General features: G+C 47.3%; 13 protein-coding genes. 2 read left to right on the top strand and 11 right to left on the bottom strand.

The genetic code is table 11. The features are described 5' to 3' along the window. Positions 1 to 17 precede the first annotated feature (17 nt). The 5 genes from ASC49_RS03295 to cbiB all read right to left on the bottom strand — a co-directional run bounded on the left by ASC49_RS03295 (position 18) and on the right by cbiB (position 3,772). A complete protein-coding gene (locus ASC49_RS03295) occupies positions 18 to 464 on the bottom strand; it encodes a DUF2914 domain-containing protein (protein WP_245624623.1) in 447 nt (148 codons plus the stop codon). Between the two features lie 141 nt (positions 465 to 605). After that, on the bottom strand, positions 606 to 1,103 hold the full coding sequence (gene gpt / locus ASC49_RS03290; protein WP_055461791.1) for a xanthine phosphoribosyltransferase: 498 nt from the start codon (positions 1,101 to 1,103) through the stop codon (positions 606 to 608). Positions 1,104 to 1,249: 146 nt separating this feature from the next. Next, positions 1,250 to 1,780 (bottom strand): bifunctional adenosylcobinamide kinase/adenosylcobinamide-phosphate guanylyltransferase, encoded by a 531-nt coding sequence (cobU, locus tag ASC49_RS03285; RefSeq protein ID WP_055461790.1) that lies wholly within the window; start codon positions 1,778 to 1,780, stop codon positions 1,250 to 1,252. Next, complete coding sequence (locus tag ASC49_RS03280; RefSeq protein WP_055461789.1) at positions 1,777 to 2,832, bottom strand: aminotransferase class I/II-fold pyridoxal phosphate-dependent enzyme; 1,056 nt, start codon at positions 2,830 to 2,832, stop codon at positions 1,777 to 1,779. The genes cobU and ASC49_RS03280 overlap by 4 nt, the downstream gene beginning before the upstream one ends. Position 2,833: 1 nt before the next feature. Further along, positions 2,834 to 3,772: an adenosylcobinamide-phosphate synthase CbiB gene (cbiB, locus tag ASC49_RS03275; RefSeq protein ID WP_055461788.1), complete on the bottom strand. Its 939-nt coding sequence runs from the start codon at positions 3,770 to 3,772 to the stop codon at positions 2,834 to 2,836. An 86-nt stretch (positions 3,773 to 3,858) separates the two neighbouring features. On the opposite strand from cbiB, the gene ASC49_RS03270 reads away from it, so the two are divergent. Next, positions 3,859 to 5,343: a cobyric acid synthase gene (locus tag ASC49_RS03270; protein WP_055461787.1), complete on the top strand. Its 1,485-nt coding sequence runs from the start codon at positions 3,859 to 3,861 to the stop codon at positions 5,341 to 5,343. Between the two features lie 370 nt (positions 5,344 to 5,713). Here ASC49_RS03270 and ASC49_RS03265 read toward each other — a convergent pair whose 3' ends face one another. Then, positions 5,714 to 7,096, bottom strand: a complete 1,383-nt coding sequence (locus ASC49_RS03265) for an MATE family efflux transporter (protein ID WP_055461786.1) — start codon at positions 7,094 to 7,096, stop codon at positions 5,714 to 5,716. Between the two features lie 176 nt (positions 7,097 to 7,272). On the opposite strand from ASC49_RS03265, the gene ASC49_RS03260 reads away from it, so the two are divergent. Beyond that, the gene (locus tag ASC49_RS03260) at positions 7,273 to 8,184 is read left to right on the top strand and encodes a lysine exporter LysO family protein (protein ID WP_055461785.1); all 912 of its coding nucleotides are present in this window, start codon (positions 7,273 to 7,275) and stop codon (positions 8,182 to 8,184) included. A 103-nt stretch (positions 8,185 to 8,287) separates the two neighbouring features. On the opposite strand, the gene ASC49_RS03255 is transcribed toward ASC49_RS03260, so the two are convergent. From ASC49_RS03255 to ASC49_RS03235, 5 genes are all read right to left on the bottom strand, one after another. After that, on the bottom strand, positions 8,288 to 8,596 hold the full coding sequence (locus tag ASC49_RS03255; protein WP_055461784.1) for a nucleotidyltransferase domain-containing protein: 309 nt from the start codon (positions 8,594 to 8,596) through the stop codon (positions 8,288 to 8,290). Then, positions 8,596 to 9,024, bottom strand: a complete 429-nt coding sequence (locus tag ASC49_RS03250) for a nucleotidyltransferase substrate binding protein (protein WP_055461783.1) — start codon at positions 9,022 to 9,024, stop codon at positions 8,596 to 8,598. Before ASC49_RS03250 ends, ASC49_RS03255 begins: the two co-directional genes overlap by 1 nt. Before the next feature lie 158 nt (positions 9,025 to 9,182). Further along, the gene (locus ASC49_RS03245) at positions 9,183 to 9,443 is read right to left on the bottom strand and encodes a YfcL family protein (protein ID WP_055461782.1); all 261 of its coding nucleotides are present in this window, start codon (positions 9,441 to 9,443) and stop codon (positions 9,183 to 9,185) included. Between the two features lie 75 nt (positions 9,444 to 9,518). Beyond that, the gene (mqo, locus tag ASC49_RS03240) at positions 9,519 to 11,015 is read right to left on the bottom strand and encodes a malate dehydrogenase (quinone) (protein WP_072242033.1); all 1,497 of its coding nucleotides are present in this window, start codon (positions 11,013 to 11,015) and stop codon (positions 9,519 to 9,521) included. Positions 11,016 to 11,521: 506 nt separating this feature from the next. Further along, positions 11,522 to 13,042, bottom strand: a complete 1,521-nt coding sequence (locus ASC49_RS03235) for a Ppx/GppA phosphatase family protein (RefSeq protein WP_055461780.1) — start codon at positions 13,040 to 13,042, stop codon at positions 11,522 to 11,524. Positions 13,043 to 13,303 lie beyond the last annotated feature (261 nt).

Raw genomic sequence — 13,303 nt, 5'->3', positions numbered from 1 at the left:
TAATTAACGTGACTATTTTACCATTCATCCACGTAATCAAACGAGCGAGTTTCCAGAACTTCGCCATCTTTTACGACATCAACACTCCATTTGCCATCAAAACCAGGCATTAAGCGTTTAGTCGACCAAATACGCCAACGGTCTCCACCAATATCAAATGAAACTTCCGCTTCAACCTCACCATTGAGCTTCCATACATGAGACACTTGACTGCCATCCATTTCACGCAGATCAGTAAAGAAATAAACGCGCTGAATTTCACCGTATTCAACTTTAATCACGTCGCCCAGCTCATCAATGGGTTCGCGATCCAGTATATCGGAAGCAAACAAAGCTCGAGCAACGGAGCCTTCCGCCATCACTGCAGGCGTAGTGATGAAGGCTAGGCAAAGCAACATGGAGCGAGTAAGCGTGTGATGCATAATGATACCTACACTGTCTATGGGATTAGATTCCCCACCCATTGGGGAAACCCCTCAAAGCCTTTTTAAGTTAGCTTATTTATCGCACATCCACGCGTTTTTTTGTGTAGCAAAATGCAATGTTTGAGCGAGGGCGCAAGTGTATACAAGGCGCCCCCTAAAACTCAAAGACCTTTACACACCCTAACCTTTCTGACGATCTGCTAGAGGTGTTGAGAAGGTGTATTCCATGTCCCATGGGAAACGAATCCAAGTATCTTGGCTAACCTCGGTAATAAACGTATCAACTAAGGGCTTGCCCGCGGGTTTGGCATAGATAGTCGCAAAATGCGCCTTCGGCAATAGCTTACGAATCTCGCGAGCCGTTTTCCCCGTATCCACCAGGTCATCGATTAGGATGTAGCCTTCGCCGTCGCCGTCGACGCCTTTGAGGATGCGCAGATCACCTTGAACATTCGCGGTGCCGCCTTCTTCTTTTGCATCATAACTCACCACACAAATGGTATCGATCAGACGAATGTCCATTTCACGACATAGAATCGCCGCAGGGACCAGACCACCGCGAGTAATCGCGATAATGCCTTTCCAAGGACCTTGTTCGAGTAGTCGCCACGATAAAGCGCGGGCATCTCGATGCAGCTCATGCCAAGAAACAGGAAAATCTTTTGAGTAGGGGTTCATGCTTTGCTCCTAAGCTTTCTGGTCGAGCCTAATCTCCTCTTTTTATGAGGAGCATCATCAGGCCTGATCGGTTAAGCGGCGTATTTTAGACCAATCGGTTAAGTTTTTTCTATAAAAACTATAACCGGCACATTTAAATATTGATCTCACTTACCCTGAGTAGCTTTCAAGGTCATTGGTAAACCTGCTGTAACCAAGGTTACCTGATCACAAATCTGCGCCATACGCTGGTTCAACACACCAATTTCATCACCATAGCGCCTTGCTAACGCGTTAATCGGCATGATGCCAAGGCCAACTTCAGCGCTGACCAAGATCACTGGCAATGGGTAATTTTCCAAGACAGCTAAGAATTGCTCACGCTCCTGAGTTAACTGTGCTTCGTTTTCCGCACACAGTAAATTGGTTAACCATAAGGAGCAACATTCCACGATCACTCCCGATTCAGGTTGCTCAGAGGCCACCTTCTTCAGAGTGTCGGCTAAGGTAATTGGCTCTTCGATGGTATGCCAATGATCAGGGCGATAGGACTGGTGCTTAGCAATACGCTCCGCCATGCTGCCATCCCAAACTTGAGAAGTAGCAATGTAGACAATTTGCTTGCGCTGTTCAGCAATCCAACGTTCGGCAAATTGACTTTTGCCACTGCGCACACCGCCGAGTACTAAATGCTTCATCCAAGCTCCTTTAATTGATGTCCTTGCAATAATCTCACCAATCCAGCATTTAAGCGCTGCATTTCATGGCCCGCGGGCAAGGATAAGCGAACCCAGCCTTGGCCAAGGCGGATATGGATACCCACCGAGTGCAGCGCTGCAAAAGCCTTATTAGCCTGCTCTGCCTCCAGCAGCCAAGTATAAAATAGCGGCGTATGCTGCATCGCTTGAGAATCAAATAAAGTATTTAACTTAGGTACTATGGTATCCATAAAATACTCGTGACGTTCGGCTAACGAATCCAAAGCTTCGGCTTGCCATGCTCTATCATTAAGCGCTAACGCTACCAACTGCAATGCAGGCGTTGCTACCGGCCAGGGGCCAAGCAATGACTTCAGGGCAGTTTGAAAGGCTATCTCACCAAAAATCAGACCGACACGCGCTCCCGCTAAACCAAAAAACTTCCCGACCGAACGCAGCACAAAGCAGCCTCTAGGCAACGCCTGATTAAGCCAACTTTGCTCCGGCGTCGTATCTAAAAAGGCTTCATCCAGTATCAAGTGCCGCGCTGAATTTTCTAGTAAGATTTTAAGCTGGCTCGCAACCGTAGACGGAACATATTGCCCAGTCGGGTTATTTGGCGAAATGACCACAGCAATATCCCAGTCTGCATTCAACAGCTGTTCGATCGCGTGATACTCAACCACCTCATAGCCCCATTTTCGCCAGCAGTAACCATGCTCTTGATAACCGATGGCTGGCACCATCACGATTTGAGTACGCCCCTGCTCCTGCAAAAGCGCTGGTAACACCTCAATAAACTGCTGTGTCCCCGCACCAATTGCCAAAGGCGCTTGTCCGAAATAGTCCGTCGCGGCTTGTTGTAAGGCGAAAGAATCAGGCAGCTCATACCAAAGCTTGGCACTGTTTTCTAAGAAAGCGTCAGGAATCGGCCACGGCTCGCGATTACAGGCCGATGATAAATCCAGCCAATGATCTGCCCCTTGTTCACGGCGCTGCCATGCTTGTAAATCACCGCCATGTTTAGGTGGCTCTAAGTCAAAGTTTTTCATATTACATCAATAATAAAATCAGCAGCGCCCACAGATAGACGCCTTTATCTACCAGGCGCACCGCCTGATCCAAGTCCTGTGCTTTGGGCTCAGGTCCTTCACCTAATGTTGGACGCACCTGCACTTCACCAAAGTAACTGGCAGCACCGCTTAACGACACCTGTAACGCCCCCGCACCAGCCGCCATCACAGGCCCCGCATTCGGGCTTTTCCAACCACGGCCTTGGTACCACGCGCAATACAACGCTCGTTTGGTGTTTCCGAGTACAGCATAAGTCAATACCGTTAAACGTGCAGGTATATAGTTCAGCACATCGTCCACCCGCGCCGCACACCATCCGAAATGCAGCAACTCAGGCGTTTTGTAACCCCACATAGCATCCAAAGTATTCGCCAACCGGTACAACAATGCGCCAAATGGCCCCAACACCAAGAACCAAAAGATCGGCGCAAAGATCGCATCACTGCCGTTTTCCAGTACCGATTCCATGCCTGCTTTGGCAATCTGTGTTTCATCCAACTCAGACGTATCGCGACTGACAATGCGCCCTACCGCGTCTCGAGCGTTGGCTAAGTCCTGCGTCAGCAAAGGCTTAGCAATAGCGATAGCATGCTCGCGCAGACTCTGCCAGCCAATAGTGAAATACAAAATCACCGTTCCGGTCAGCCATTCAAGCCAACTAGGTAAAAGCCACAGCAAAACCGTCAGTGTCATCACGATAAGCAATACGGCTACTGCCCACGCCAGAACACCATGAATCCGTTGTAATGATTTGGGAGCGGTCGGATACAGTTGCCATGCTTTACGGCAACGGTTCGCCCAACGCCCAAACCAAATCAGTGGATGCCACGACTGAGGCTCCCCAAGCCAGCGATCTAATATTAAGGCTCCAAGTACAGCAAAGGCGGTAGAGGAAACATATTCAAAAAGAAAATCCATCAGGTTATCCACGACAACATTCAATTAAAAAGCAGTGAAATACGTTAAAATCGCCCCATTGTAATCAATCGAACGGACAAACCCACATGCGTTTTTTTAATCTTATGGTGCAAGGCACAACTTCTGATGCGGGCAAAAGTACTTTGGTGACCGCGTTATGCCGTTTGCTAAAAGAGCGTGGGATTAACGTCGCGCCGTTCAAACCTCAAAATATGGCACTAAACAGCGCTGTGACAGCTGATGGCAAAGAGATTGGCCGTGCTCAAGCGGTGCAAGCTTATGCAGCGGGTCTTGAGCCTGATGTGCATATGAACCCAATCCTGCTCAAGCCTAATACTGACATCGGCGCACAGGTGATTATTCAAGGACATTCAGTAGGCAACATGAACGCCGTGGGCTATCACGAATACAAGACCATCGCCATGGATGCGGCATTGGATTCTTACCAACGTTTAGCAGATCAATACGAAAGCGTTCTTATCGAAGGGGCTGGCAGTCCTGCAGAGATCAACCTACGCGCTCGCGATATTGCCAATATGGGCTTTGCCGAACAGATTGACTGCCCTGTCATCATCATTGCCGATATCGACAAGGGCGGTGTATTTGCGCACTTGGTGGGAACATTAGAGCTGCTGTCGCAAAGCGAACAAGATCGTGTGATTGGTTTTGTCATTAACCGTTTTCGTGGCGATATTGCCTTACTGCAATCGGGTCTTGATTGGTTAGAAGAGCGCACCGGTAAACCCGTGCTTGGTGTCTTACCTTACTTGATGGGGTTTCACCTAGAATCTGAAGATGCCGTGGCAACCAGCCCTTTAAAAGCCACCGAAGACACTAAGCTGCAAGTAGTGATTCCGGTACTTCCTCGCACCAGCAACCACACGGATTGGGATGCGCTGCGCTTACACCCAAATGTTCAAGTCACCTTAGTACGTAAAAATGAGACTATCCCTCCCGCCGACCTAGTCATTTTACCGGGCAGTAAAAGCGTACAGAGCGACCTGGCCTTCCTGCGTGAATTAGGCTGGGAGGATTATCTAGCTCGCCATCTGCGCTACGGAGGTAAGTTACTTGGTATTTGTGGAGGTTTCCAAATGCTCGGGGAATCCCTAGACGACCCATTAGGCATGGAAAACGCCGAACCCTCCAGCGCCAAAGGCCTTGGTTACATCCCCATGCGCACCGAGTTAAAAAACGGCAAGCTACTGAAACAACGTACCGGCACCATTTCACCGTTTGGAAATGCCAGTATAAAAGGCTATGAAATTCACAGCGGTATATCTGAATTCCAGCAACCCGTTCAACACTTCGCACAGCTGGAAAACGGTGAGCTCGAAGGTTATCTATCAGATGACCAACAAATCATAGGGACTTACCTACACGGCTTATTCGATGATAAAAACGCTCTCAAAGCCCTACTCGACTGGGCGGGTGCGGCCGATAGCCAAACCTTTGACTACGAAGCCTACCGCGAACAAGAAGTCGCTCGCCTAGCAAAAAGCTGTGATGAACATATGGATATCGATGGACTGATTGAGCAATGTAGAGCGTTTCAGACTGAGCGTTCGTAGTTTGCTTCGGATTACCTCAGACAGATAAGTAGCAACCCAAGCTTCGTGTGGACATAGCATCCCATGCAATTTCCTTCGCTTGCGCCTGTCTCGTCTCATACTTCGACACCGACGCGTCAGCGCTCAGCAAACGCATGGGACGCTTTGAAAGACTTTAGTGACTAAATATTCAGAAGCCAATATCCATTTGCAGCGCACTCTAGCGCTTGCGCGTGGAGCGAAAAATGGAGTTGGCTTCGATAATACTTGAATACCAGATCTGTCCTTTTGATTAGCAGACTCAAAAGAAGCCAATGTCCATTTGTAGCGCACTCTAGCGCTTGCGCGTGGAGCGAAAAATGGAGTTGGCTTCGACAGTACCCGAAGACGCCTAAGCCACTTCCTCAGGATGTGGCAGCTTCTTATTGCGGAATTTCTTCAAGGTCATGCGGTAGCGGGTAACAAGGATTGCAGCCAACACAAAAATACCGATGCCAAGACCGATGTATAAGCCCCTAACATTTAGCGTTTCAGCCCAAGGACTAAGATGCGCCAACCAGTAACCGAGTGGAATACTAAGACCAAATAATGAAATCGCCATGGCAATCATACTAGAGCGAGTATCACGGAACCCACGCAGTGCGCCAGTAAACACCGTTTGCACCATATCTTGCGGTTGATAAGCCGACGCAATCAACAGTATCCCTGCCGCCATCGCAGCGACAGCTTCATTGGAACTGAATAACAAAGGGATCTGCTCATTAAAGCTCTGAGTCAATGTAAAACACACTGCGACATAGCCTGCCCCAAGCATCAAAATAATACGAATGCGGCGCTGCACTTCTTCAATACCATCGGTCGCCATAGCCTTCGCCACGACAATAGCGGTTACGGCACTCATGGCCATCAAGGGAGTGAATAACATAGTGCAATAAGACATGACGATCTGACCCGCCCCCAACGCCAAATCGCCAAATGCTGAAATCAGCCAAGTCAACGATGAGAACAAACCGATCTCAAAGGAGAACGCAAAGCCTGCTGGCATGCCAACACCGAACAAGATTTTAAAATTACGGGCGTAGTACCAATCGATCTTACTGAACAAAGTATCTTTATTCACTTTAAGATCGTAGAGCACAAACACCGCAAGTGATAACCAAACCGAGGCACCGGAGGCGATAGCGGCACCGCTCGCACCCAGTTCGGGAAAGCCAAATTTTCCGTAGATCAGTATGTAATTAAAAATGATGTTTAAGATCAAGCTAAGAGTAGCAACCATTAATGGCACTCGAGGCTTACCCGCTGCTTCAAAGAGGTTTTTGTAAGACGTCATTAACGCCAAAGCCATAAAGGTTGGCGAAAACAAATACAAATACTGCTGTGCCACTTGTTGCGTTTCCGGCTCGCTGGCCATCATTTTCGCCGCCCAAGGAAGCAACGTTAGACTCAAAATCGCGCCGATTATGCCCAAAATAATCGACAAACCAAACGCCTGTGACATATACACATTCACCAGTAACCGCTGACGCCCATGAAGGTGTCGCGTGATCAACGGCGTCAAGCCAAAGGTGACGCCAATCATGAAACATCCAACTGGCGTCCATAGGCTCGCCGCAAGACCAACGGCTGCTAAATGGAGCGAATTGTAGTGTCCCAGCATAATTGTATCCACAAGACTGATGGATAATTCCAACGTCATGGTGAGAATCATTGGAAAGAGTAAATGCAGGATTTCACTCAAAGCAGGGTGACGCTTGGCTAACTGGGTAAACATGGCTTTAGTGTCTATGAAATGGATTCAATTTTAAGTGCGGCGAATTTATCACCAAGTGGTCAATTTTGCACGATAACTCAGTATAATTGCACCGATTCTGTGCTTTTCAGGCATCCCCTTAACAATCACAGCCGTTTTCCTCCATTTTAATAAAACCTTTTTAGGATCAAGAGATTATGACTATTCTCTCAACACTTGGCCCCTTGCTTGCAGCGCTTCTAGCGGGCTATTGGATCCATTTCAAACCCTTTACGCCAGAACGGGTTGCGAAGGGTCTTTCACAGCTTACCTACCTGATCTTAGGGTTGATCGGTTACAGCATTGGTGCACTGGATAATTTAGCCAGTAAAATCGTCATTGCGGGCTATCAGGCCGTTATATTGTTCATCGCTATAACAGTGCTTCCTTTATTAGCCTTGTGGATAAGCGGACGAGTTTTCCACGCAGGCGCCAGCAAAGTCGAGCATGTGGATAATAATTCATCCACTCGCCAAGCATTAACCGATGCCGCAAAAACCTTAGCGTGGGTGCTAGCCGGAGTAATGTGCGGTTGGAGCCTAAAAAGCTGGCTTCCAAATGTCGATGAGTTTGTCACTTGGCTACTTTATTTATTGCTGTTTTTAGTCGGTTGCCAACTACGCCAAGGTAACTTTCGTTTACGCAAACTGTTTCTTAATACCCAAGGCGTTGCCATTGCCTGCACTACAGTTGTGATCACTCTTTTCGCTGGCTTGGTCGCAGGATCATTATTAGGTTTAGAGTGGAATAAAAGTCTCGCCGTGGTGTCTGGGTTTGGCTGGTACAGCTTATCTGGCATCTTGATTACCGGACTGGGCGATCCCGTGCTCGGCACGACCGCTTTCTTACTCGATCTAGGCCGTGAAATCGTGGCCTTGATGCTGATCCCCATGTTTGCTCGCATTAACAGCCACTTATCGGTTGGCTACTCTGGAGCCACAGCCATGGACTTCACATTACCGCTACTTGGCAAAGTGCATGGCGCTGAGATCATCCCTGTGTGCATTGCCAGTGGTTTTATTATGAGCTTTTTAGTGCCGGTATTGATTCCACTATTTATGGGGATGTAGACAGACCCGTTTCTTGTGGCAATTACACTGCCCTTGCAATTCAATTTGCTTGCGCGTGGAGCGAAGAATGGATTTGGCTTCATCCGTCCAAAACATGATTGATTTACGAAGCTTTATAAATCGGCTGGCCAATACGCTGGATATGATCAATCAAATTATCGTTTTCAATTTTCGAAAATATCGATAAATCAATTTGATAGGGCAACATCAGGTCATCTAGCTCAGTCTCTATTCGATTGAATAAAGGCCAATCGATATTATCCATGATGGTCATATCAATATCAGATGATGCTCGGTAATTTCCTTTCACTCGCGAGCCGTAGACTAAAACCTGCGTGACTTCTGGGAATTGCGTGAAAACGGAGCGTATTTGCTCTATTTCAGATGAAGTTAAGCCAAATTGATCAGACATTAAAAGCCCGCCAGCTCTTCATCGGCTTTTCGCTGAAAGGTCACCACAAACTCAGCGAACAGCTGCGCGTACTGGGTGCGCAAATGCTCGATAATTTGGTTAGCGGTTGCTTCGTTATAAGTGTGCACCGTGCGGTTGTGGTCTTGTAGCATAGCCAGCCAAGCGTGGCCATCAGAAATCAGCTCGCGCTTAAAGCCTTCCCGAATCGCATCACGGGATCCTGACACAGACTCAATCCCTTGCCAGATCAAATAGTCGCGCAATACATTCCAAGCCAGCTCATAAGTGAACTCAAATGCCTGAATAGAACCTTGCTTCTCAATGTTGCTAAGCTCACGCTCAGACATCAGCTGCAATGCTTCTTGAAGCTGTGCATACGCTTTTTTAAAGTGATCAAAGCGTTGTAACCAACGAATATCTTCAGACATATACAAGCCTTATAGGTTGCTACTTTTTATGGATGCTTATACTTGGGGTCAGATCCCTGCGAATACATAGTTTAACTTCACGATTGTAACGAAAGAGATCTGCCCCCTTAAGAAGAATGGATTTGGCTTCTTATCCTGCCAAGACCGCGGCCCTAAAATTATCGCGACACTTGATTCCAAAGCGCCAAGATCGCTTCTTGATCCTTCTCGGAAACTTTTTCTGCTTCTAGTGTAACTTTTAGTTCTGTTTCAAAATAAGCGTCAAATTGATCCGCGCCCTCGCCTTCTGCGGCGCTATGTAGGCCAAGTAGACCTAGCAAGTAAGCACAGTAAAACAACTGGTCGCCGTCTTGTGCTTGATGCTCAAGATCGCGAAGTTTATCGCACAGTGCGTCGGAGCGTTCAGCATAAGTAGTCATTATCATTTCCTTAAAATATAACAAAGCCGACGCCACTTGTGGTGAGGTCGGCTTTGAAAGCGTTGGGCCTTAAGCTTACGGCTTAAGATTCAATGTCTCAAGCGTACGCGCTCGAATTTCAAGCAACAGATCGGTGTTTTCTACCAAAGACTGTCCGTAAGACGGTACCATTTCTTTCATCTTCGCTTGCCATTCTGCTGACTGCATACGGTCAGCAAAGCTGCGCTCAAGAATCCCGATCATGGTATTAACAGTCGTAGAAGCACCAGGAGATGCGCCTAACAGTGCCGCAATAGAGCCGTCTTCGGCGACAATCGCTTCGGTACCGAACTCCAATTTACCCGCGCCATCAGGGCCTTGCTTGATGATCTGAACTCGTTGACCCGCGTATGCCAATGTCCAGTCTTTATCCTGAGCATCAGGAAAGAAGTTACGCAATGAATCGCAACGATCTTTGTGGGACTGACGCACTTCACTGATCAAGTATTTCGTTAGATCCATGTTGTTCTTGCCAACACTTAGCATGTTACCAAGGTTATCAACGCGAACACTCTTCACTAGATCAAACACAGATCCACGCTTCAAGAATTTAGTGGTGAAGCCTGCAAAGGGCCCAAACAAGATGGCTTTTTTGCCATCAATGATACGCGTATCCAAGTGTGGAACCGACATTGGTGGCGCACCGATTGGTGCAGCGCCGTAGACTTTCGCGTGGTGTTGCTCTACTAGCTCTGGTTTATCACATACTAACCATTGACCACTGACTGGGAAACCGCCGTAACCTTTACCTTCTTTGATACCGGATTTCTGTAGCAATGGTAAGGCGCCGCCACCTGCACCAAGGAAAACAAATTTCGCTTGGATATCGCGACGCTGGCCTTTTTGATCAACGGTGACTTTCCAAGTACCGTCAGAGAGCTGATTTAGCTCTTCGACTTCGGCGCTCAGTTCAATGTTGACGCCATCCTGAGTCTCAAGGAACTTCGCCATATTGCGAGCAATTGCACCGAAGTTAACATCTGAACCGTGCTCAATGCGGGTCGCGGCCAATGGCTCATCGCCTTTACGATTTTGCATGATCAGAGGCATCCACTCAGCCATGGTGGCATGGTCTTCTGTGTATTGCATTTCACGGAACGCTGGGTGTGCGCTCATGGCTTCAAAACGTGATTTTAGTTTTTTCACATTGTCCGCGCCCCAGACAAAGCTTTGATGAGGTACGCGGTTTATGAATTGTGCTGGCTCAGGCAAAAGGCCTTTCTCAACAAGGTAAGACCAGAACTGTAGGCTTATTTCAAAGGCAGCATTGATATTAACTGCTTTATCGATATTGGTGGTGCCATCAGGATTTGGTGAAGTGTAGTTAAGCTCACAGTATGCCGCGTGTCCGGTACCTGCGTTGTTCCAACCATCGGTACTTTCTTGCGCGACTTTTTCTAAACGCTCAACCATTGTGATGGATAATGAAGGATCGAGCTGTTTAAGTAACATGCCAAGGGTGGTGCTCATGGCACCGCCGCCTACGAGTAGTACGTCTACAATGTTTGAGGTCATATGATTTCGCCGTGTCATAGCCAGTTTGTAGTTTGAGAATAATGAAGAAAAGGGCTGTTAACCATCTATAAGGGAAGGTGCGAATACGAACCGATACAGACGCATTCGGACTGTCCCTCTGCAATCTGGGTAAAGATCATTGCACTTCCTCATTACTCCCCTGAGAACGCCGTTCTGCACGGAAATACGCCGTTTAGAACAAATGCGATCAACCGTGCAAGGGTTTTGAGCAGGTGTGTCGCAGATTATACGGATTTTGACGCTAATGTCTTGATACCTTGGTATTAGTTTAGCGATCTTTAGTTCGTAATCATGCAACCTTTTGCTAAAAAACGTGATTTCTTAAAGCGATGTTTTTAAAGGGAAATATAAATATAAGTAGGCATTGAAAAGGTGATCAAATGAGTGCAACGCAGAGGCGATATAAACTAACGAAATAGCCGCTATCAAAACCTAGCCTAAAAGCAAAACGCCCTGCATCCGAAAAATCGACACAGGGCGCTTTGTTTGACACGGAAACCCGCTTATTTAAACGTTAAGTTATAACCTGACATAGCCAAGTAATCCGCTTCGCTTTGTAAGTTCGCCGCGGTCAATGGACGAGTGTCCAACCAACCAGGCAAAAACTCTGCGTGTAGAGATTTATCATCAGCTTTTAACGTAAAGATGGGCATATCCCCTTCTTTTCGGTCAATATGCAACAAGATCGCCAAACGTAATAGGATCGCCAAACGATCTAGATCTTGTTGATCGCTCTTTGTGAAACGATATTCCAAGGCCTGTGTAAATTTACGTCGATGACGGAGAACCAACGATGCTAACGCTTGCTGTTCTTGTTGTGAGAAGCCGGGCATGTCCGATTCACTGATAATGTAGGCGCCATGCTTATGATAACGGCTGTGAGATATTCCCATACCACACTCATGTAAGAGGCTCGCCCAGCGTAAAATATCTTCACTAGAAAGAGACGCTAAGCCCCAATCGTCTTTGACTTGGGCCAACATAGACAAAGATGTGTGCGTTACCAGCTTGGCTTGTTCCGTATCGATATGGTACTGGTTCAGCATATAATTAACGGTACGCTCACGAATGTCCGTATCCGCATAACGCCCCATGATGTCGTACAGCACCCCTTCGCGCAGAGCACCGTTAGAAAAATCCATTTGCTTGATGCCAAAACACTCAAATACAGCGGTTAAAATCGCTATGCCAGCGGCAATGGTCGACTTCCGCTCCGGCTTCAATCCTAATAAGTCGATATTATCGGCGTGGCCAGCATCAAACAGGGCTTTTTGAATTTGTTTGAGCACTTTTGGCGTGATGCCTTTTTTGCTCCACCCCATTTCAAGCGCTATGTTGTAAGCTGCTTTGATTGTACCGGATGAACCAATTGCCACATCCCAGCCTTCATCGAGATAATCATCTTGAATGCTCAGCAGCTCAAGACGCGCAGCGGTAACCGCTTTTTGGAAATTGGATTTAGTGATCAAACCATCTGGAAAAAAGCGCTGACGGTAGCTAACACATCCCATATGCAAGCTTTCTGTTAAGATTGGCTCTAGTTGCTGACCTATGATGAATTCCGTTGAACCACCGCCGATGTCCACTACCACGCGCTTTTGATCACCGTGATCCATGGTACGTGCCACACCCACATAAATCAGGCGCGCCTCTTCTCGGCCTGCAATGATTTCGACTGGATGGCTGATAACATCCATGGCCTTAGAGATAAAGTCATAGCGGTTTTTCGCTGCACGCAAGGCATTGGTGCCCACAATACGAACCGAACCCAGCGGTAAGTCATCAATCACCTGAGCGAACTGAGCGATACAGTCAATGCCACGTTGTTGAGAGGCTTCATCTAATGTGTCATCTTCTTGCAAGCCAGCAGCTAGCTGAACTTTATCACCGTATTGGCCCGTGATACGCAATTGCCCGTGGGTAACTTGTGCGACTACCATATGGAAACTGTTTGATCCTAGGTCTATCGCTGCAATTTTTTCGAAGGGAAAGTCATGCGATTGTTGCACTAAAAGTGATTGCATCCATCAACGCCTTTTCGATAATTCAACTAATGTGCGGAAGATTAACTGGTTTAGCCCCATCTGTCATGGTCAAATTCCAAGGACTTTGTTGACACAAAGCCCGACCCATGGCAAAACTTTTACTCGAACCGATCAAAAAATTAACAAAAAAGGCGTTATTTAGTCTTTTTGGCTATAGACCTTCGTAATTTGTCGCACTATAGTTAGGTGGTCTTGTGAACTGTTGTTTTATTGAATTGCAGTATTGAGACTCCAATCAGG

This window comes from Marinomonas fungiae (genome assembly GCF_001418205.1).
GTDB lineage: Bacteria > Pseudomonadota > Gammaproteobacteria > Pseudomonadales > Marinomonadaceae > Marinomonas > Marinomonas fungiae.
The sequence above is the reverse complement of the archived record's forward strand: the minus strand, read 5'-3'. Positions and strand labels throughout refer to the sequence as shown.